This window comes from Kaistia terrae, from assembly GCF_026344005.1.
Lineage (GTDB): Bacteria > Pseudomonadota > Alphaproteobacteria > Rhizobiales > Kaistiaceae > Kaistia > Kaistia terrae.
Window position 1 is genome coordinate 368,402 of the sequence record NZ_JAPKNH010000004.1, and the last position, 19,398, is coordinate 387,799.

The following is a 19,398-nucleotide window of genomic DNA, read 5'->3' on the forward strand; positions in this document are numbered from 1 at the left end:
ACTATCCGACAAGAGCATTGGCCTGCCCCTCAGATGTGATCCAGTTTCAATGTTCGTGCATGGCGGTCTTGACGCGCTGGGGGTTGGTAGTCCGAGTCCAGCACTAGATTCCGACTTGCATAGCCCAGTTGGGGCTATGCAAAATTCTGATCCGGCAAGGTATTCAGCCGGGGGCGGATTGCAAGAACCATGTGAGGACGGCTCTCATTGTAGCCGTGTCGCCAAGCCTCGATGAATTGCCTAGTTTCAGGGATCGAGTCGAGCGAGTGGATGTTCAGATATTTGTCCCTGAACGACACCTTGAGGGTCTCGATATAGGCGTTTTCTGTGGGCTTGCCAGGACGTGATAATATACGCGCGCCCCTGGGCTCAAGACGGGTTGCCTGCCCCTTTCCAGAGGCTCAAACGAAAGCTTACTGCGGACTGAGCTATCGGGGATGGGCTGACGCTATACGGCCTCCGACGCACCGTTGCAGTCATTCCTCGTGAGGCCGGATGTCATGAGCCGACGAACGCTGACGCCTAGGCCAGAAGATGATTGAAATGGCGCGCCACTATTAAAAAGGCGCGGATCTCCAGGGGCAAAATGCGCGGCGGCGTCGCGTCATTCGATGCCAAACTGAACTGGCGGAGAACAATAAACGTCAAACCGAAATGACGAATGTGTCAAATCTCAACAGTCCCCATGGAAGGGGCATTTAAAATGTCGAATGTTCAGAAGGGCGCTTTGGTACAGTTGGCTGGGCTCGAACCAGCGACATTCGGATCCACAATCCGACTGGATCAATTGAAATCATTGAGATAATCGGTCGCATGTCGCGTCTATGTTGCGTTCATCCGAGAAGCGCGGTCTCTGCTGCGGCCAATTCTGCCGCGTCGTCGCCTCTGGGGAAGAGGTGGCCGTAGGTGTCCATCGTCATGGTGATGGTCGAATGCCCCATGCGCTCTTGCACCACTTTCGGGGGCAGGCCAAGACCGCCGTCCTCTTTCCGGTTGATGCACCAACTGGCGAAGAAGTGACGAAGCGCATGGATGCCGGGGTACTTCGGTGCGGGGATATGGTTCCCCTGTTCGTCCAAGCCCTCGGTCTCAATCGTGACCCCTGCGGCTAGAAGGGCAGGGTGCAGGCCACGGCGCACGATGTTGTTTAGTTGCTCGACTTTGCCGGCGCCGTTTGGGAAAACGAGATCGAGCACCATGATCGGCTTCCCGGATGGGTCCGTCCGCCGTGACGTTGCCCGTGGGCAAGCAAGCTTCCATTCGCGCAGTGTATTGATCACGATCGGCGGGGCAGGGACCGTGCGCTCGCTCGAGGCCGACTTGGGCTTGCCGATGGCATTGAAACGGTCGGCGCGTCGATGCACGCGGATCTCCCGCTTCTCCAGATCGACATCTTCCCAGCGCAGGCCGCGTAGCTCTGAGGCCCGAAGGCCGGTGAAGATTGCTGTAAGGAGCAAGGGACGCCATCGATTGCTCAGCGCGCCTACAAGGGCTTTCACCTCCTCGCGGGTAGGGATGTCGGCGCCGACCCTCAGCTTGCCCTTCAGCCGCTTCTCCTGACGGTTTTCGCCGCGCCCGCGCCGGCCTCGGATGTCGCGCACGGCATTCCGGGTCGTCAATCCTCGTTCCTGTGCGTCCGCGAGCAGGGAGCCCAGACTGACCATTACCTTCTTGATCATCGCAGGGGATCGGCTTGCGGCCCGCAGGTCGTCCTCGAAGGCGCGCAGCAGCGGGATGCTCAGTGCGGAGACGCGCATCTCGCCTATCAGCGGGACGATGTGCAGATCCAGATGGGACTGGTAGGAGACTATCGTCGTGCGCTCCAGCCCGGCGGCCGCAGCGGTGGCCACCCAGAGCTTGCCGGCGGTCGCGACAGTGGCGCTGGCGCTATCAGCGACATGCACACCCTCGCGCACCTCGACCTTGGCCGTCGCGGAAAAGGCATCGGCCTCCTTCTTCCGCGAGAACGTCTTCAGCCGGCGCTTGCCGCCCTGGTCGACATAGTCGACGACCCAGGCCGTCTTGTCCTCGCCGGCTGCGGTGGTCCAGGTGCGCTTGCGGATCGACATGACCTACTCCTTAGGGTCGCCCACGAATTTTGCGGTTCTGTAGGTCAGGCCGTATGCCTTCTGCTCTTCCTCATCCAGAACTGGGTCATACTCTCCGGCACTATCGGCGCGCTCTTCGTGCAGCGTGTCGAACCTGTCGCGGATCGCTTCCTTCTCTGCTGCGCTGAGACCCTTCATGCGCCCGATGACGATACCGTTGATCGTCTCTTCAACTTCGGTGGCAAAGCGATCGATCACTTCGTTCGACGCTCCCCCCTTCAGTACTTCGAGCAGCTTCGACAGCTCCGAGATGCGCGATTCAACCGACCACGGTTCCGGGTACTCGTTCTCAAGAACGCGCACGATCTCGGTGTTCATCGATCTCCCATGCTGCTCTGCATAGGCCTTGATGCGGTCTCGCAAGCCAGGCGGAAGCCGTAGCTGAAACCGCTCTGCTGCATCGCTGGGGAACTTCTCTTTTTCGCTCATGCGCTATGAGTGCGACTTGGCACCAAAAAATGCAAGAGTGCGACTTGCACCTATCGTAACGGGCTGATAGCAAGAGATGGTTAACGCGAGTCGCACTCATGAACGAACAGGGAACATAATGAGCGATAATCAATCTAACCCGCTGGACCTGATCTGGGGTGTCGAGGGCATCGGCAAGTTGATCGGCCGGACCTATCAACAGACCTATCACATGATCCGGGGCGGCCAGCTTCCGATGGTGAAGCAGGTGGGCGAGCGCTATGTCGCCAGCCGCTCGAAGCTGATCGCGTTCTTCATGGAAGACGCGGCATGAGCAGCGTCGCCATCCCGCAGCTTCAGTTGAAGCGCACCAGCCAAAAGAAAGGCCCGGCCGAGACTGCAATCTCGCCGAGCCATGGTCCCCGCGCCCTAGGAGAGCAAACGATGAACGAGCGAGACGCTAGCACGACGCCGCCGGAAATGGCAAACCGCGCCCCGATCTTCGCCCTGGAGAATCCGGCGATCGAGATGGAGCGCTATGCCTCCATCCTCGCTCACCTGTCGGAAGATCTGCTCTCCCGAGAGCGATGGGAGGAGGGGTTGATCGACGGAGACGTCCTCCTCCGCACCCGGGACAGCACGATCGAGGATGTCGAGTTCCTTGTCGGCCAGATCTATTTCGTGGCCCGGCAGATCGGCGATGCCACGACCCGAGCGCTGAACGATCACATCATCCGGGAAGAGCAAGGTGCGGTCGCCGGCGGCAAGGCCATCAATCAGCTCATCGCGCGGCTCAAGGGGAATGAGACCCCCATGCAGCTCGTGCAGGCCGCGACGGATCTGGCGCGGGGAGTGGCAGCATGAGCACCCACAAGACATCTGACATCGCGGTCGACGTGTCTACGGCCTTTCGCCTCGCCTTCGACATGGACGATTCCGTCGGCCTGATCAAAGACCTCCTGGTCGCGATCGATGCCATCGCAATAACGGACGTGGAAGCTCCCTATTCCTCGGCCATTACTCGCCTGGTGACATTCGGCGAGAAGGCGATCACCGACATCGGGGGACAGCGCGACGAAATTGCCAAGCTGCTCAATCGCTACATCCAGCCCGACAGCGTGCAGGGAGGAGCGGCGGCATGAGCAATGTCATCGACATCGCCACGCGCCGCCCGATCGTCAGCCCTGAGGCCGAGACAATCTTCCGAAGCTGCGAGCCAACGGAAGGATGGGCGATGGTCTATGGCAAGGGCATCGGCCAGCTCCTCATCGAGGACTACCCGAGCCTGTCCGACGAAGAGGGCCGACATGTTGCCCGAGCCTGCGCGGACTACGCGTTCGAGGCTTTCGTCGGCAAGGGCTGCACCGATGAGCGGGCGGACGAACTGGCCGAGATCATGTTCTGGACCATGATCGGCGCGCTGGTAGGGATGGGGGGCGCCGCATGACGAAGCAGCGCATCGACTTCTTGTCGGTCGATGCTGCCCGGTTCAACGCTCTCCGTGACCAGTGGAGGGACGTGGCCTCGGGCTGCGTCCTCCCCGTGGTCGCTCATAAGCTGGCCTCGCTACTGCCGGCCTATGTCAGCCGCGAGTATGGCTATGCCTTCCCGACTGACGAGCAGCTTGCCGAAACCATCAAGGCGACACCCCGGACCGTCGGGCGAGGGATGAACGCGCTCGACACCGCCGACTTGATAGAGCGGAAAACCGTGGTCAAGCGAGACGACAAGGGCGAGGCTATCGGCCGGCTTCGGCGCATCTTCCTGACGCTCCCGCATCAGGCAGGTGAACGGACAACAAGTGAACGGACAGAGGTGAACGGACAGGCCGAGGTGACGGACAAGATCAGGCAGGTGAACGGACAACAGTTGTCCGAATATACCCTGACAGGATTACCCCTGATAATTCGAATGGCTCTGGAACAAGAAAGTATGGAGCTATGCCCACACGCGAGGGATGTCCCATCGGCTACACCGACGATTTCGACTTCCTCGACGCGTTCGACCGGAGCGTGGTGGACATGACCGACGGCCGGGTGATCGGCGCCGGCGAGATTGGGCGGATCGTGCAGGAAGCATTCGACAAGACCACCGGCAGCAGCCCGCTCTTCATGCCGTTCTTCTGGAGCGATGTCTGCGCGCTTCGAAAGAACGACACAGAGGAATGGTTCCGGCGCCGGGCCGGCCAGTTGATCCACAGGAGGGCAGCAGCATGACCGATCGCGCCATCGCCACCATTCCCAAGAACGCCCGGGAGGCCATCCGTGTGAGCCTCCGAGACACGAAAGGGCGCCGAGCGATTGACGTCCGGATCTTCGAGGACCGCGGCAAGGGACCGGAGCAGAGCCCTAAGGGGCTTAGCATCCGCCCGGATCTCATTCGCGCGGTGATCGAGGGGCTTCAGCAGGCGGAGAGTGCTGCGGCCGAGGAAGGTCTTATTGGCCCGCCGGCGTAGCGGCCGCAGCTTGTTCCAGCGCGTCCAATACCCGGTGACCGAGTTCTTCCATGGTGGCAAAGTCGGCCAAGATCTGTGGATGCAGGACCAAGGGCGGGAGCGCGGGTTCACGGTAGGAATGGAGAAAGAGCGGCTCGAAGCGGCAAAGCGCTTTCTGCTCAGCATCTAGCCGGTCTGCCTCGTCATATTGACCTGCCATCGTGGCGGCAAAAGACAACTGCTCCAGCCGCCTGTAAACCGCCTCATTCGCTGTCGGTACGGCATATGGCGGGATGTAAAGCGATATGCGGTGTGCAAGAGCATCGCGGTAGTCGTCGTGGTATTCGAACCATCCCGCCATCTCCTCGCGGAGATAGGTGGCCAAGTTCCCAGGCATGGAGCCCAGCACTGCCATGTTCTTGGGGCGAAGGCCAACCCAGGTGGCGGGAAGGTCGGCGCCATCGGATTTCTTGATCTGCCTCTCGTTGACCCACACCCATGCGAGGTTGTCACCGCAGCCGCTGGTGTCAATCACGAACGCGTGCAGGAAGCTGGTCACATCGGCCATTCCGTCTCGGATCGGTATCTCGTCACGTTCTGGGGGGAGAGTGGAAAAGATGCGCCGGGTGCAGTGAGCCATCAGCCTCATGCGCCTCATGTAGCCTTGCGTCGCATGCTCTTTGGCGATCGGATTTGTGAACGGGAACTGGGTGATGCGCATCACGAGCGAATTCTCACGATCGTCTATGGATGCGAATGCCGCGGCCATGTCGTCAATCGCGTCCTGAGAGTAGTAGGCCAAAGCATTCTCCGGGTGTCCTGAGCTCCAGAATTCACTCGTAGCATGCCTCACCGCTTAAAACGCACGCGACGGGATAACCGGCCCTATCGCGGATAATCTTTTCATATCAGCCACTTGCAAACCCGCTACGTCCGTATCAATTGTGTACGTATTGAGGTTGCAGGGGTTCGCCATGAAATCCGCCGTCGCCTATCTCCGTGTCAGCACGCATCGTCAGGGTCGCTCGGGCTTGGGTGTCGAAGCCCAGCGGGAGGCCATCCGCCGTTTCGCCGAGGCCGAGGGTATCGAGATCCTTGGCGAGCATGTCGAGGTCGAGACGGGCAAGGGCTCGGATGCGCTCGACCGCCGGCCGATCCTTGCCCAGGCATTGGCGCAAGCCCATCAGCGGCGCTGCCCGATCATCGTGGCGAAGCTCGATCGGCTCAGCCGAGACGTCAGCTTCATTGCCGGCCTAATGGCGCAGAAGGTGCCTTTCGTGGTGGCTGAGCTGGGCACGGACGCCGATCCATTCATGCTGCACCTCTACGCCGCCCTGGCCGAGAAGGAGCGCTCCCTGATCAGCCAGCGCACCAAGGCGGCACTGGCCGCGAAGAAGGCGCAGGGCGTGAAGCTGGGCAATCCCCACTATGCCGCCTCTGTCGGGAAGGCGCGCGCGGCGATCGTGGCCAACGCCGACCAGTTCGCAACCTCCGTACTGCCGATCGTCGAGGGCATCCAGGCCTCCGGTGTCACCGCCCTCGATGGCATCGCCGGGGCTCTGAATGCCCGTGGCGTCCATACCCGGCGCGGCGGAAAGTGGCACGCCAGCACCGTCCGAAACCTGCTGCTACGAACTGCGTAGGACCGCATTCCTAGCGACACTTGAACCGCGATGGATTTTCGCATATAGGAATATTGTCCGCTGAGAGATGCGGGCATGCTCAAGGGCCTTAGGGCAGCGGGCTTTCCAATGGACAGGGAAGCCGTGCCAGTCGATGCCCAGGGCCAAAAACCCACTTGCCACACCTCGTTGCCAGATCTGCCGCCACCCTGAACGGTTGCGGATCGAGATGGCACGCCTGAGCGGCGCTAGCCTCGACAGCATCGCCAAGAAGTTCACGATCGGCCGTGATGCCATCTGGCGGCACATGGAACAGCATGTCGATGGCGACCGCCGTTCCATGCTTGTGGCCGATGTTCCCCTGAAGGAACTGGCCGATCGTGCGGCAGAGGAAGGCCTCAGCCTCATCGACTATCTCGGCATTGTGCGGACCACGGTCCTCAATCAGCTGCTCGGTGCTGCATCGGTCAATGATCGCCATGGCACGGCATCGCTGGCCGGCAGGGCAACTGACGTGCTGCGTGAGATCGGCAAGCTGACCGGCGAGATCCTGCGCTCGGCCCCGGTGTCGAACGTCACCAACAACACGATGGTGTTCATGAGCTCGCCGGCCTTCGCCAATCTGGAGCGGATGCTGATCGAACGGCTGGCCCCGCATCCGGAAGCCCTGCGGGCGGTGCTGGACGGCCTGCAGGCTCTGGAGTGCGGCGGTGCTGAGGGCGGGCCCACGATCGAGGCCATCCCCATGATCACGGAGGCGCAGGATGCACGCGCAGCGTGATGGTGCCTTCTATGCCCGACTGGCCGAGACGCTGGCGAATAGCTGGCGGCTGAAGGCCCGGCCCGAACAGTTGCCTCCGGCTGGCGGGTGGCTGACCTGGTTGATCCTGGCCGGCCGCGGCTGGGGCAAGACGCGGACGGGCGCCGAATGGATCCAGGAGCAGGTTCTGACCGGCACCGCTTCCCGCATCGCCCTGGTGGCAGCGACAGCCTCCGATGCGCGTGACGTGATCGTCGAGGGCGAGAGCGGCCTGCTGGCCATCGCCCCGCGCGGCATGCGGCCCGAATACGAACCCTCCAAGCGCCGCCTGACTTGGCCTAACGGCGCCATGGCGACGACCTTCTCCGCAGATGAGCCGGACCGGTTGCGCGGGCCGCAGTTCGATGCCGCCTGGTGCGACGAGATTGCCGCGTGGAAGTATCCCGAAAGCTGGTCGATGCTGCAGTTCGGCCTCCGCCTCGGCAAGCAGCCGCGAGTGGTGGTGACGACGACGCCGAAGCCGGTGCAGATCATTCGCGACCTACAGCGCCGGCATATGGCCGGTGACAAGACCATCGCCATCACGCGCGGGCGCACCAACGACAATCGCGACAACCTCGCCGCAACCTTCCTGGCTGAGATCGAGCGACGCTATGGCGGAACGCGCCTTGGCCGGCAGGAACTGAACGGCGAGCTTCTGGAGGACATCCCCGGTGCCCTGTGGACCCGGACGATGATCGATGCCGCGCAGGTAGATCGCCTCCCCGAAATGGCGCGCGTGGTCGTGGCGGTTGATCCCTCGGGCACCAAGGGCAGCGGGGATGACGGCGACAGCATCGGCATTGTGGTTGCTGGGAAGGGCATCGACGGGCTCGGCTACATCCTGGCCGATCGCACCTGCAAGCTCTCGCCGGATGGCTGGGGACGCCGCGCGGTCGAGGCCTATCGCGAGTTCAAGGCGGACCGGATCGTCGCTGAGCGCAACTTTGGCGGCGCCATGGTCGAGCATGTGCTCCGAACCGTCGATGCCAACATTCCCTACAAGGAAGTGACCGCCTCGCGCGGCAAGATCGCCCGGGCGGAGCCGGTGGCCGCTCTCTACGAGCAGTGCCGGGTCAAGCATCGGATCGGTTTGACCGAGCTCGAGGACCAGCTCTGCGCCATGACCGCCGACGGCTATGTCGGCGACGGGTCCCCTGACCGGGCTGATGCGGCCGTTTGGGCACTCAGCGAACTGGTCGTGACCGGCTCGACTTTCACACTCGACAACATTTGGTAGGGACCGAAAGCATGCACCTGACCGACAGATTGACGATAGACGGCACGAAACGGACGGCGGACGGCTACCTCGCTATCAATGCCCGTGCCGCCCGCTCCGGCAACGTCCAGACTTATCTCGGCGCCGAGGTCGGCCGGCCGGATCTGGCACAAGTCCGTGTCTATCGCCCCGATGAGGAAGTGTTCAGCAAAGACACGATGGCGTCGTTCGCGCATCGGCCCGTCACCATGGGCCATCCCAGCACGCCAGTCTCGGCGGCGAACTGGAACCAGTTTGCGAAGGGCTGGAGTGACGGCGAAATCGCCCGCGACGGCGAGTTCATTCGCATCAACATGCTGCTCGCCGATGCCGATGCAATCCGGGCGGTCGAGAGCGGGGTCCGTGAAATTTCCATGGGTTACGACTGCGACCTGATCTGGGGCGCAGGCACCAGCCCGTCGGGGGAAGTCTACGACGCCAGGCAGAGCAGGATCCGCGGCAACCACGTCGGAATTGTCGAGCGCGCCCGTGGCGGCTCGGAGCTGAGAATTGGAGACAGCGCCATGAATGCAAATGACGGCCTGGTGGCCGGGATGACCATCGACCAGGCGGCATCACTGCCGCGCTATCAGAAGCTTGGGCCTCAGGGGCGGCAGTATGCGGCCCGCGACCTGGCTATGCTTCAGGCCGGCACTTCAGATCGCTCGGCGCACGACGGCATGGTCCAGCGCCTGGGCGACGCCTGGCAGGGTGATCGCCAACACATCGCACTGCCGAATGACATCTTGGCCGGCCTGTCTGCCAAAGACCGATCGGTGGTCCTGCCGGCATTGGCCCGGCTGCGGGACCAGAGCGGTCCGGCCCTGCGTCACGCCATCTCCGACGCGCGTAGCATCGCGGTCCAGTTGCTCGGCCAACCTTCAGGCCGGATGATGTCGGATAGCGAGATCTCCCACGCTCAGCGGGCCGCGCAGCACGTGCTGGCGCTCTGTGACGCAGCAGGGGACGTCTGACATGGTGAAAGACCTGAAGACTCAGATCCACGACGCTCTTACCGGCGCCCTGACGCGCGATGATGTCTCGGCCGTGCTCTCGGCCAGCCGGCAGGCGCTCGACAAGGCCGAGACCGAGGTTGCGCACCTGCAGCGGGCGTCCCTCGATCCTCTGGTCGCGCCTGACAAGGCCGATGTGACCCGTGATGCATGGGAGCGGGCAAGGTTCGATCGTGACCGTATCGCCGCCGCCATCGTCGCGCTGGAGCAAAGGGTCGCGCAGCTTGCCCGGATCGATGCCGAGGCGGACAAGCGCAATGCCTATCAGGTCGCCAAGGCCGAGCGGGACGCGCTGGCGGCCGATCTGCGGGATCGTTATCCGGCGCTCGCCGAAGAGCTCGTTTCGCTGCTGGTGCGGCTGCAGGCCAGCGATGCGCGGCTCGCGACGGTCAACCGGGCAATCCCCGATGGTGAGGCATGGCTGGGGTCGGCTGAGGCCATCGCCCGGGATTGCCCGATCGACTTCCGGAGCGGAGTCAGCCTGATCTCGCGCATCACGGCGGCCAGGCTTCCGAGCTTCGGCGCAGCAGGAATCGAGTTCCTCTGGACGGAGCGCGGGTCCGGCCGATAGCGGCAGCACAGTTTCCATCCGGCGCCGGGTCATGGAGAGGGCAACGCAGCCTGCCCAACAACGGAAAGCCCTTCTCCCGCGGCGCCAAGTCTGAGCGGGCCAAGGAGGGCAAGGCCGCACTTTCTCACCCATGGAGATCTCATGTCGAAAATCGACGTCTTCTGCGATCAGCTCGGCATCGGGATTGTGCCCTATTCGACCCGGAAAGGCCGATGGGAAACGAACGCGCGCCAGTCACTCCGCTGGATCGCCAAGCACCGCGGCGAGGGGCATCTCTCGATCGTGCTGAAGGCGATCAAGGCCCGGCCCGAGAACGCTATGGAGCTATGGTCTGAGACGATCCTGGCCGTGTCGGATGTTCTCACGGCATTCCCTGAGCTGGAGGCTCGCGGCGGCGAGCTTTTGGACCAGTTCGAAGAGCTCGATCTCGCCAGCCTTCGGCAGCAGGCCAAGATGTGCACCGTCGGCGGCGTCACTACGCGACAGGCGCTGACAGTGCTGCTGGCCAGTTCCCTGGCGATGAAACTCGTGCCTGTCGTAGGCCCCTAAAGCCTCGGATGAACTGCTGCCGGTGCTAGCCTTCTACCCGGCACAAAGCCTCCTAGACATCCCGTAGGTTGTCATGCTCATCTTTCCGCTATCTGTGGGGGGGAGCATATGGGCTTGCTTGATGACGCCGTGTTGGAACGGCTTCGTTTCCAACGAATGATCTTTCACGTAGTCGGTCCAAAGGATGATGACCTCGACCTGATGGATGAGATCGACGCGACAGGCTTTGAGTCATTCTTTCTCCAACGGGTTAGAGAAACAAATATTGGAAATCGGTTTGATTTCATCGGCGAAGAGCAGGGTATCAAGCCAACACTGAATGCCATGATTTCTCGTCCCAACGATTTCGTCTCTCTCTCAAAACAGCTCGCCGAATCTTTCCACAATCAGCATAGAAATGTCGCCTCCTCGAAAGGGGCATTCATAATTGCAAGCGTAACGGGGGCCACATATCCGATTTTTGCACTCATCAAGTTCGATGACATGCAGGTCTTACGCTTTCGGCAGGAAAAAACTCCAGAAGGCCGCATAAGGGCGGTGGTATCGGAGATCGGAAATACGTTTGTTGAAGACAAGAAGGCAATGCAGAAGTCGGCGTTGATCGCGCTCAGCGACGACGGAGGATCGATTGCCGTCTATGATCGCACTAATAGGAAAGATATTGGCCAGTACTTCAAGACATTCTTGGGAGTTAAAAGGCTATACACGCCGACCGAGGCTACAACCCGCTTTAAGAAGGCACTCGAAGCAGCGTTTCGGGACAGCAAGGAGTTTGCTTCGGACGAAACGAAGCGGAGCTGGCGCCAGCGGCTGCGAACTGAAAGCGAGGCGCGAACGTCGATCGATCCTGAAACAGACCTTGAGGGGTTTGGAACGGGCGTTTTCGGCTCCCTTTGGCAAGACCAGCGGTTTAGGTCCTCCCTCGATAGGCATCTTCAGGCGCAGCGTGTCTCTGGCGAGGTAATCGAACTAGACATCACGCAAATTCCAGCGCCTCGAACGCGCCGGATTAAGACCCTCGAGGACGTCTTGATCATCTACCCGAGGAGCCTAGACGACGCTGTCAACATTGTGGATGTGCAGCGGGGCGCCGACGGTTCGGCAACCATAACGATTCGGACGCAGAGGATCCTCGACGATGAGCTCTTGGGCGAAGGCTCTGAAAGACGGCCTCCAGGCTAGAGCCGAAGGGCGCTCCTTCGTCGAAACTGTAGCGATTTTTCAGCTGGACTGCGTGTTCGCTACGGCCGCCGACTGGGCTTGGCTCGTTGAGAAGCGGACCGAAGCCGCAGCGCGCGGCTTGACTATTGGCGCCCATGATGGCGGAGAGGATACTCATGTCGACTTGATGAACGACACGGTTGACGCCTTTCCACTGCGCGCAGTGATACGGGTCGTCAAGGCGCCGATTGTCGGTGTGGTGCGCTTCTTTTCAGCCATGGCTTTGGTTGCGTCCGCTCGGTCCTCTCCAGAGGCTTTCGAGCAATCGAGGGCCATCTTAGTAGCGGACCTCGAGACCTCATCAACGACAGCGGGATTGAGCATCCAGCAATGGACCGACCTGGAACCCGAATTGGGTCCAGACTATGCCTTTCGCTCTCCTAGGAAGATGGTCTCCGACGTATCTGGGCACGGCCTGGTTCCATCGAACGCAGCGACCTGGGTCATTCCCTCAGCGACAACAGACGATCTTCTGGTGGAGCTCAAACCGACGGCGGCACGACGCCTAGCACTTTGCCTGCCCACCGATATTATCGCAAATGGCCACGGAAGCGTGCAGTGCGTTTTTCGAGGTAGCCGAAAGGTGACGACGCTGGTTCCGCCTTTGGGCAACGAACTCTGGAGTTCGGAGGCTCTCTCATCCGCCCTTCAGGAAGCATCGCATTGGGTCTATTGCGAAGCCCCCGACGCGGAGACGCGACACGCGCTTCTGGCTGCCGAGATCGCGCGAGGGTGGCCCTCTTCTAGCGACTGGAGTGAAGGAACAGGAGCGGTGGTGTCGGCGGCGCTGGAGTGTGCCAGGACGGCTTATAGACTTCATTTGCATGGCAAGGGCGTAGAAGCGCTCAAGCTGATGTCCGACCTCCGAAAGGGTTTGGCGGAAGACGCCAAGGCCGTTTCCGCCCAGACAGCAAGCCTATCTGGCAACTTGTGGCGTGATGCTGCAGTAGCGTTCGCGGCACTGGTATTGAAGCCCGCGTCCTCAGGAGGGACTTGGCTTTGGCTCCCCGCAGCAGCAGCCTTGTATCTTGCCTTCAGTTTGCTGCTTACGAGATCCATTGCAGATAAGGCCGTGGATGCTATCCGCTCCAACGAGCAGACCTTCCGTAAAAATCTCTACGCCCCCATAGTCTCTAAAGACGAGTACGACGGCCTCGCGGGGGCGGGGTACAGTGAATCCTTCTCAAGCTATCGAAAGTTCTCAAACTGGATCGCGACGGCTTACATCTTAGCGATCATGGTCCTTATGGCGCAGTTCATCTCAGAGCCGACGATGTGGGTACACTTGCAGACAATTGTCAGTCACCTCGAGACGCTGCTGTTGGTCGCCTGGGAACTTCTGGTGGAAGTGGAGGCCGCGGCGAGGACCCGCGTCTGTGACTGGCTCTCGCAATTGCAGTTGCAGCCGGCAACTACCAAGTGACAGGGCCCAGCAGCTCAGCTCCGGCTGACGTGCGTGTGCTCCCCAGGATATGCGCGCCAAGAGCTTTTCGTTGGCCTGGTCAATGCTCTCACGTTCGAAGCAGCTTACTCGGCGCCGCAAGATCCTCGCTCGGTATGAGCAACCTGCGACGTGACAGTTCAAGCCCCCGCTAGGGGCGCCGGCCGGTGAGGATTAGCCTCCCGGCCACCAAGTTTTAAGTCGGCGTGGAGCAGCCCGGTAGCTCGCCAGGTTCATACCCTGGAGGACGGCGGTTCGAATCCGCCCGCCGCAACCAAATTCAACGCTATTCGCCAACGGCCTTTAGGCCGAACAAGCCGAGATGCAGGGCAATGGGCCAGATGGCTGTAGCGACGGTCGAGACTGCAACAGTCGTGGCCAGAACCAATTCGAACCAGCGTAACGAGACGACCTGCTTGGTCATGACCTCCTTGCCGTCCCAGAAGAGCTTGCCGTCTTTGACATGCATCTTCTTGATGTCATTCCAACCCATCTCTTTGCCCTGTTGATCCATGACAGTCCTCCCAAATCCCCGTCATGAATCATTCTCTCAGGCGTTGGCCAAGGGCAAGACGGCTGATGAGGCCTATGCACAGGCCGGCTATGCGCCCAATCGCGGCAATGCCACCCGCATGAAAGCAAATGAAAGCATCCGGAAACGGGTGGATGAACTTCAGGGCCGGAGCGCCAAGCGGGTCGAGGTGACCGTCGAAAGCCTTGCCGCCGAGCTCGAAGAGGCCCGCGCGCTCGCCCTTACAGAGAAGCAAACCGGTGCCGCCGTCTCCGCCACCATGGGCGAGGCGAAGCTACTGCGTCTGGCGATGCAAATGCCGGCCTTCGACAGCGGGCCCGGGCACCGCCAGCGGTGTCACTGCGCGGCAGGTGCTGTTTGTTGGGTTGGTTGACGCCGTAATCGTGCATCCCAGCGCACCGGGCAACACTTCTTTTCCGGAAGGGAGGCCTCATGGCTAATATTCCTCGCCTGTTCGCCGGACAGCTTTCACCCGGCGATTTCCGCGCCCGTATCAGCAAGCCCGACCAGGATGCGTCTGATCCAAACCTCGGCCGCGAACATATCGACTTTGACACGGCTTGGCCGTTCGCCGGCAACATCCACGCGGTGGTGAAACAAAGGATCAACGGCATTAATGCCAACCAGACCCCGGATGCAGCTAACTTGAGCCCGAGGACCATCTATTTCTCGGCGCTGCCCTATGTTCCCTGCGTCAAGATCTTCCTGTCAGCCCCGGATGGGTCGTCGATCACTTGGCGCGAAGATGTCGGCCCGAACGCGCCGGGCGCGGGCTCACTCACCTATGAGGCGTTTAACGATCGGGTGGTGATCTACTCTCAGTCCGGGCAGTTCCGGTTCAATAATCTAGTCTGCGCCGTCGTCTTCAAGATCCCCGCTCGCGACCTCGGTATCGTCGGCAATGATCCGCATCCCCTCGCACGGATGCTGATGGGGAAGCGCGGGGACGACTATGGCCTCTACGCATCGCGGCCGGGCTTCGACGTCCGGACGTGCTCAAAAGCGCAAATGATATTTAGCTCGGACGACGAGTTTACGGTGATTAACGGGACGGACAGCAATTCCGTAAAGGGGACGGCAAAAACCGCGACCGACAATACCTTTACGACGATCCACTTCTCCTACGACTGGAAGGGTTACATCCCGATCGTGCTGTTCTTCTGCACGTTCGACGGGTCGGCCGGTCTAGGGCGAAACTATGTCCTGCCGGCGGACAGGGAGATCAACACGTGGGGCGGTGCCTATCCCGCGTCCGGGTTTATCACTTTCCCATCGCCCGGCGTGGGTATGGTCAGTCTCAGGCGGATCGGGGAACTGTCCACCATCTATTATTCGCTGATCGTGCTCGACGAGCCTCTCCCGACGGGTTGATCTGTCTCAGCCGAGCGCAAGCGAGCACCTCACAGCAAAATAGAAGAGCCGCGCCGCAGAATCCTCGCTCGATATGAGCAAGCCGCCGGCTGAGATTTCGACCGGCGTGCATCCAAGTTGTCCGGTCCGCGTTGCCCTCCGCAACCTAGGAGGACAAAATGGTCGATGCATCTCAGATTCAGGAACACGCGGAAGTCATCGGAGCGGACGGTGCCCATATCGGAACCGTGGACGGCGTCGAAGGTGACCGCATCAAGTTGACCAAGTCGGACAGCGGCGTGGGCGCCCACGAGGGCCATCACCATTTCATCCCCTTGTCCCTGGTCGCCGACGTCGAGGGCACCCAAGTGCGACTGTCGGCCAATGCCGACGTTGCCGTGACCTATGAACAGGAACAGGGCGGGGAACCGACGGAATAGACCCCGCTCGTCAGTCCAATTTTGGGCGGCCGGTGAGGATGAACTCGCTGGCCGCTTTTATGATCTGGGTCTTGCGCTTAATGCCCTGCAACGGCACTTTGTGCCGGAATGAAATGAGGGGCAGATGCTCAACACGTTGTACGCGGCGCTTATCGCTGCATGCTTATACTTAGGCTATGTGCAGTTTGCGCTTTGGGTGTTGGTGCCTCTCGGGGCGCTGGCGGTTTTGCTATTCTTCTTCAGCAATCGTGCAGCGTTCGAAGTCGGCATGCGCGAGCGTGGCCCGATTTACTTCCTCATCATTTTGACCGGCAACATCATTCTGTGCGGCGCCGCTTTCGCCATAGGCTGGGTCGCATCGACGTTCTTATCGTGAACTGAGCCGCGCTAGGGTGCCTTTTTGATCCAGCTGAATTCGGTAACGTGACCGAAATCTGCATGGCATTTAGGGCAGACCTTGGGCCGTCCGGAACGGTTGGCGGAGACCAGCCGACTGAACTGCCCTTTCTCAAGGCAGAGTGGGCAGAATGGCAACCCAACCTTGTCTCCGTCCGCGCTCAGCTCATAGGTGTATCCTCTATAGTGTTCCGTCCTGTCTGTTTTAAAAGCGATGGCGTCCTGTAAACGCGCTATCTCTTTCTCACCAGCATGAAGCTCATCAGCGACGTCAACGAGACCCAGCTTTGCGTCGGCGAGTGCTGTCGTTAACTCAGCAACTTTGAGCTTCAGCGAAGCCTGGTCGACCTGAATATCGACGTTGTTCAGCTCCCTGGCGAACCCAATCGCAGCGGTCACCGCAGAAATAGCCCCACCGATATCCATGCCTGTTCTCCCCAATCCCCGTCATGAGAGCTTCACCCAGGCGCTGGTCAAGGGCAAGACAGCTGATGACGCCTACGCACAGGCCGGCTATATGCCCGATCGGGGCAACGCGTCGCGCATTAAAGCAAATGAAAGCATCCGGAAGCGGGTGGACGAATTGCAGGGGCGGAGCGCGAAGCGGGTCGAGGTGACTGTCGAAAGCCTCGCCGCCGAGTTGGGAGAGGCTCGGGCTCTCGCCCTTACAGAGAAGCAAACCGGTGCCGCCGTCTCCGCCACCATGGGCGAGGCGAAGCTACTGCGTCTGGCGATGCAAATGCCGGCCTTCGACAGCGGGCCCGGGCACCGCCAGCGGTGTCACTGCGCGGCAGGTGCTGTTTGTTGGGTTGGTCGTTTCCCTGGTTTCAGAGCTTCTGAAGGGGCTTAGTCCCCCAGCGCTCCGCACGAGGTCGAGCCTGGCTGGCGGCCCAGTTGGTGAAGCTCACCGACAAGGTCGACAACCAGGCCAGCCAGATCGCGGCGCTCACCGCAACGATAGAAGCTATCAAGCCTCGTCGGTAGCTGGAGGCGGCCTGAAGGCGACTAGATCATTGGCCGCAAAGCTGCCCTTGCCCGAGGTGAAGAAGAAGCGGAGGGGCAAGGACGCTTAGCTAGTCTTGACGAGGGACCGGCATTGGAGTGCAGGGACGAGCCCCCTCTACGCCGACGTCGTTGACAAAGGCCGAATGTTGCACGTCTGGCCTCTTCTGCTCGATACTCGCAAGATGAGATATCCGGCAATCCCTGATGCTGCGGATCCGAAGAGAATGCCAAGCTTGACGCGGTCCTGCAGGACAGGGTCGTCAAACGCGAGAAGGTCTATAAACAGGCTCATCGTAAAGCCGATACCACACAGAAAGGCTACACCGAGCATTTGGCCCCAGCTGGCAGCCGGCGGTAATTTGGCCACGCCGATCCCAACCAGGATTACTGCGGCCCCAAATACACCGATTAGCTTCCCCAAGAAGAGGCCACTGGCGACGCCGAGCGAAAGAGGCTCGAGCATAGAGGAGAGCGTAACGCCAGCGAAGGACACGCCAGCATTGGCGAAGCCGAAAATGGGGACGATGAGGAACGCAACTGGACGGTGGAGAGCCTGTTCGAGGCGATGGAGCGGGGACTCCTCGGGCGCAGCCTCTGGGGTTCCGGGTGTCAGCTTGATCGGAACGGTGAGGGCTAACAGGACACCGGCGATCGTCGCATGGACGCCGGACCGATAGGTGAAGAACCACAGAAGAACGCCGAACGCCATATAGGGGCTCAGTTGCATTACCTTGGCCCGGTTCATCCCGATCAAGACGACAAGGATTGCAGTGGCTGCCAGTAGATCCGGAACCGAGATGCCTTTGCTGTAGAAAACCGCGATAATGATCACCGCGCCAAGGTCATCGAGGATGGCTAGGGCCGCCAGAAAGACTTTGAGCGAAGCAGGGACGCGCGGACCCAGTAGCGAGAGCACGGCCAGAGCGAAAGCTATGTCGGTAGCCGAGGGGATGGCCCAACCGTGGATGGCTTCGTGGTCGTGGTAATTGAGTGCAACGAAGATAAGGGCGGGGGCGATCATGCCTCCAGCCGCTGCGGCACCCGGTAGCAATCGTCGGGACCAAGACGATAGGTGGCCGTCCGTCATCTCTCGTTTGATTTCCAGCCCAACCATCAGAAAAAAGACGGCCATGAGAGCATCGTTGACCCAGTGCTGGACGCTGAGTGGGCCGAGGTAGTTCTGTAGCGCCGAAAAATAGATCGGCGCGACTGGAGAGTTGGCGACAACCAGGGCAAGGCTAGCTACGGCCATCAGCACCAGTCCCCCCGATGTCTCGCTATCCAGGAAACGTCGGAGAGTGGCGTTGATGCGACCGAATGAGAGTTCGGGGGCGAATGGCTTGGGCATGCTTCAGCGTCCTTCGGGAGGGGTTGAGACCATCCTCCGTATTGAGCCTAAGCTCGACGCACGCAGCACACGTCACCTATTGGCCAATATAGGGATCATGATCTGTATGTCCACCGCTCCGGTGGCGAATGGCGACCCGCTGGCGGCTCGGCGAGCTTTCGTTGAGGCCGCGCACGAGGCTGGCCTTCTATCCGAAGAATGATCGCCGTGAGCAGTCATTTGGCATGTGGCGGATGTCAGCGCAGGCTTCGGCAACGCCGGCCATACGTGGGGCAATTTCTACCCTCCCGAGCGGGATCCGGTCGCTATAACGTTTTCCACATCTTCGCCTGCTGAGCGCATGCGAGCGCGAAACTCGAAGGAACGGCCGCGCCGGAAGTTTATCGCAATGGGCGCTTTGACGAGGCCCTGGAGTGGCGCGAAGTAGAATGAGATCGACATCTCACCTGGACGCGATACCGTTGCCGCCACAGGCCCGACTGCGGTGCTAGTGAGCCTCTTTTTGGTGAACTGGGCGATAGCTGCCTGGCACGTGTCGGCAACGACGGGATTATAAGAGACGCCAGGAGAACAGCCGAGCCCGTTGGGAAGATAGGTTGTCACATAAAAGTGGGTCATTCCAATCCTCTTTTCCATCGGCCATGGCTGAATGTCGCGTCTACCCGAGCTTGGCCCGAGCTAGCATGGCGTTTAACCGCTGCAAAACGACGGCTGATCGATGGAGAGCGGCGGCTCCCTCGCTAAGCGGAGTCTCTACGCCTTCTTCAATCCGTACAGGAGGCGGGACAGGCTGAACCATGCCTGCATATGCCGCCTTTATTTCGGGGAAGTATAGCGCCTGTCGACTGAGCCGGCTCCATGTCGCGTGGATTTGCAGCGGTGCTAGGGGCGCTCTGAATTCTT

26 protein-coding genes and 1 pseudogene are annotated in these 19,398 nt (G+C 60.8%); 20 read left to right on the forward strand and 7 right to left on the reverse strand.

Annotated features, from left to right (window positions below):
- Positions 1-182 precede the first annotated feature (182 nt).
- The 3 genes and pseudogenes from OSH12_RS14205 to OSH12_RS14215 form a co-directional block, all read right to left on the reverse strand.
- Positions 183-347 (reverse strand): annotated as a pseudogene (locus tag OSH12_RS14205) (integrase core domain-containing protein); the annotation flags it as partial.
- A gap of 486 nt (positions 348-833) precedes the next feature.
- Positions 834-2,069, reverse strand: coding sequence for a tyrosine-type recombinase/integrase (locus OSH12_RS14210; RefSeq protein WP_266344219.1), 1,236 nt, complete (start codon positions 2,067-2,069; stop codon positions 834-836).
- A gap of 3 nt (positions 2,070-2,072) precedes the next feature.
- Positions 2,073-2,537, reverse strand: a complete 465-nt coding sequence (locus OSH12_RS14215) for an Arc family DNA-binding protein (protein ID WP_266344220.1) — start codon at positions 2,535-2,537, stop codon at positions 2,073-2,075.
- Positions 2,538-2,655: 118 nt separating this feature from the next.
- Between OSH12_RS14215 and OSH12_RS14220 the strand changes: the two genes are divergently transcribed.
- From OSH12_RS14220 to OSH12_RS14250, 7 genes are read left to right on the forward strand one after another with little or no spacing between them, the layout of a single operon-like run.
- Positions 2,656-2,850: a phospholipase D-like domain-containing protein gene (locus tag OSH12_RS14220; RefSeq protein ID WP_266344221.1), complete on the forward strand. Its 195-nt coding sequence runs from the start codon at positions 2,656-2,658 to the stop codon at positions 2,848-2,850.
- Complete coding sequence (locus OSH12_RS14225; protein ID WP_266344222.1) at positions 2,847-3,380, forward strand: hypothetical protein; 534 nt, start codon at positions 2,847-2,849, stop codon at positions 3,378-3,380. The genes OSH12_RS14220 and OSH12_RS14225 overlap by 4 nt, the downstream gene beginning before the upstream one ends.
- Positions 3,377-3,658, forward strand: a complete 282-nt coding sequence (locus OSH12_RS14230; RefSeq protein WP_266344223.1) for a hypothetical protein — start codon at positions 3,377-3,379, stop codon at positions 3,656-3,658. Before OSH12_RS14225 ends, OSH12_RS14230 begins: the two co-directional genes overlap by 4 nt.
- Positions 3,655-3,963, forward strand: coding sequence for a hypothetical protein (locus OSH12_RS14235; RefSeq protein ID WP_266344224.1), 309 nt, complete (start codon positions 3,655-3,657; stop codon positions 3,961-3,963). Before OSH12_RS14230 ends, OSH12_RS14235 begins: the two co-directional genes overlap by 4 nt.
- Positions 3,960-4,541, forward strand: coding sequence for a hypothetical protein (locus tag OSH12_RS14240; protein WP_266344225.1), 582 nt, complete (start codon positions 3,960-3,962; stop codon positions 4,539-4,541). Before OSH12_RS14235 ends, OSH12_RS14240 begins: the two co-directional genes overlap by 4 nt.
- Positions 4,538-4,732, forward strand: a complete 195-nt coding sequence (locus OSH12_RS14245) for a hypothetical protein (RefSeq protein ID WP_266344226.1) — start codon at positions 4,538-4,540, stop codon at positions 4,730-4,732. The genes OSH12_RS14240 and OSH12_RS14245 overlap by 4 nt, the downstream gene beginning before the upstream one ends.
- On the forward strand, positions 4,729-4,971 hold the full coding sequence (locus OSH12_RS14250; protein WP_266344227.1) for a hypothetical protein: 243 nt from the start codon (positions 4,729-4,731) through the stop codon (positions 4,969-4,971). The genes OSH12_RS14245 and OSH12_RS14250 overlap by 4 nt, the downstream gene beginning before the upstream one ends.
- Here the strand turns inward: OSH12_RS14250 and OSH12_RS14255 are convergent.
- Positions 4,952-5,752, reverse strand: a complete 801-nt coding sequence (locus tag OSH12_RS14255; RefSeq protein ID WP_266344228.1) for a hypothetical protein — start codon at positions 5,750-5,752, stop codon at positions 4,952-4,954. The two genes, OSH12_RS14250 and OSH12_RS14255, sit on opposite strands and share 20 nt — an antisense overlap.
- Before the next feature lie 172 nt (positions 5,753-5,924).
- On the opposite strand from OSH12_RS14255, the gene OSH12_RS14260 reads away from it, so the two are divergent.
- The 8 genes from OSH12_RS14260 to OSH12_RS14295 all read left to right on the forward strand — a co-directional run bounded on the left by OSH12_RS14260 (position 5,925) and on the right by OSH12_RS14295 (position 13,406).
- Positions 5,925-6,593 (forward strand): recombinase family protein, encoded by a 669-nt coding sequence (locus OSH12_RS14260; RefSeq protein ID WP_266344229.1) that lies wholly within the window; start codon positions 5,925-5,927, stop codon positions 6,591-6,593.
- Positions 6,594-6,801: 208 nt separating this feature from the next.
- Entirely contained in the window at positions 6,802-7,353 is a 552-nt protein-coding gene (locus OSH12_RS14265) for a hypothetical protein (RefSeq protein WP_266344230.1), read from the forward strand.
- Positions 7,337-8,611 (forward strand): DNA-packaging protein, encoded by a 1,275-nt coding sequence (locus OSH12_RS14270; RefSeq protein WP_266344231.1) that lies wholly within the window; start codon positions 7,337-7,339, stop codon positions 8,609-8,611. Before OSH12_RS14265 ends, OSH12_RS14270 begins: the two co-directional genes overlap by 17 nt.
- An 11-nt stretch (positions 8,612-8,622) precedes the next feature.
- Positions 8,623-9,603, forward strand: coding sequence for a DUF2213 domain-containing protein (locus tag OSH12_RS14275; protein WP_266344232.1), 981 nt, complete (start codon positions 8,623-8,625; stop codon positions 9,601-9,603).
- 1 nt (position 9,604) lies between these two features.
- Complete coding sequence (locus OSH12_RS14280; RefSeq protein WP_266344233.1) at positions 9,605-10,213, forward strand: hypothetical protein; 609 nt, start codon at positions 9,605-9,607, stop codon at positions 10,211-10,213.
- Between the two features lie 141 nt (positions 10,214-10,354).
- Positions 10,355-10,762 (forward strand): hypothetical protein, encoded by a 408-nt coding sequence (locus OSH12_RS14285; protein ID WP_266344234.1) that lies wholly within the window; start codon positions 10,355-10,357, stop codon positions 10,760-10,762.
- Between the two features lie 114 nt (positions 10,763-10,876).
- On the forward strand, positions 10,877-11,944 hold the full coding sequence (locus tag OSH12_RS14290) for a nucleoid-associated protein (protein WP_266344235.1): 1,068 nt from the start codon (positions 10,877-10,879) through the stop codon (positions 11,942-11,944).
- A complete protein-coding gene (locus tag OSH12_RS14295; RefSeq protein ID WP_266344236.1) occupies positions 11,901-13,406 on the forward strand; it encodes a hypothetical protein in 1,506 nt (501 codons plus the stop codon). Before OSH12_RS14290 ends, OSH12_RS14295 begins: the two co-directional genes overlap by 44 nt.
- A gap of 304 nt (positions 13,407-13,710) precedes the next feature.
- On the opposite strand, the gene OSH12_RS14300 is transcribed toward OSH12_RS14295, so the two are convergent.
- Positions 13,711-13,938, reverse strand: coding sequence for a hypothetical protein (locus OSH12_RS14300; RefSeq protein ID WP_266344237.1), 228 nt, complete (start codon positions 13,936-13,938; stop codon positions 13,711-13,713).
- A 43-nt stretch (positions 13,939-13,981) separates the two neighbouring features.
- Here OSH12_RS14300 and OSH12_RS14305 point away from each other — a divergent pair, with 43 nt between their 5' ends.
- The 4 genes from OSH12_RS14305 to OSH12_RS14320 all read left to right on the forward strand — a co-directional run bounded on the left by OSH12_RS14305 (position 13,982) and on the right by OSH12_RS14320 (position 16,122).
- Positions 13,982-14,329, forward strand: a complete 348-nt coding sequence (locus OSH12_RS14305; RefSeq protein ID WP_266344238.1) for a terminase small subunit — start codon at positions 13,982-13,984, stop codon at positions 14,327-14,329.
- Between the two features lie 59 nt (positions 14,330-14,388).
- A complete protein-coding gene (locus tag OSH12_RS14310) occupies positions 14,389-15,327 on the forward strand; it encodes a hypothetical protein (RefSeq protein ID WP_266344239.1) in 939 nt (312 codons plus the stop codon).
- A gap of 158 nt (positions 15,328-15,485) precedes the next feature.
- Positions 15,486-15,746, forward strand: coding sequence for a DUF2171 domain-containing protein (locus OSH12_RS14315; RefSeq protein WP_266344240.1), 261 nt, complete (start codon positions 15,486-15,488; stop codon positions 15,744-15,746).
- Positions 15,747-15,870: 124 nt separating this feature from the next.
- Positions 15,871-16,122 (forward strand): hypothetical protein, encoded by a 252-nt coding sequence (locus tag OSH12_RS14320; RefSeq protein WP_266344241.1) that lies wholly within the window; start codon positions 15,871-15,873, stop codon positions 16,120-16,122.
- 11 nt (positions 16,123-16,133) lie between these two features.
- On the opposite strand, the gene OSH12_RS14325 is transcribed toward OSH12_RS14320, so the two are convergent.
- The gene (locus tag OSH12_RS14325) at positions 16,134-16,568 is read right to left on the reverse strand and encodes a hypothetical protein (protein ID WP_266344242.1); all 435 of its coding nucleotides are present in this window, start codon (positions 16,566-16,568) and stop codon (positions 16,134-16,136) included.
- On the opposite strand from OSH12_RS14325, the gene OSH12_RS14330 reads away from it, so the two are divergent.
- Positions 16,567-16,992, forward strand: coding sequence for a hypothetical protein (locus tag OSH12_RS14330; protein ID WP_266344243.1), 426 nt, complete (start codon positions 16,567-16,569; stop codon positions 16,990-16,992). The two genes, OSH12_RS14325 and OSH12_RS14330, sit on opposite strands and share 2 nt — an antisense overlap.
- A 270-nt stretch (positions 16,993-17,262) precedes the next feature.
- On the opposite strand, the gene nhaA is transcribed toward OSH12_RS14330, so the two are convergent.
- Positions 17,263-18,495 carry a Na+/H+ antiporter NhaA gene (nhaA, locus tag OSH12_RS14335; RefSeq protein WP_266344244.1) on the reverse strand — a complete coding sequence of 411 codons (1,233 nt, stop codon included), beginning with the start codon at positions 18,493-18,495 and terminating at the stop codon, positions 17,263-17,265.
- Positions 18,496-19,398: the final 903 nt, after the last annotated feature.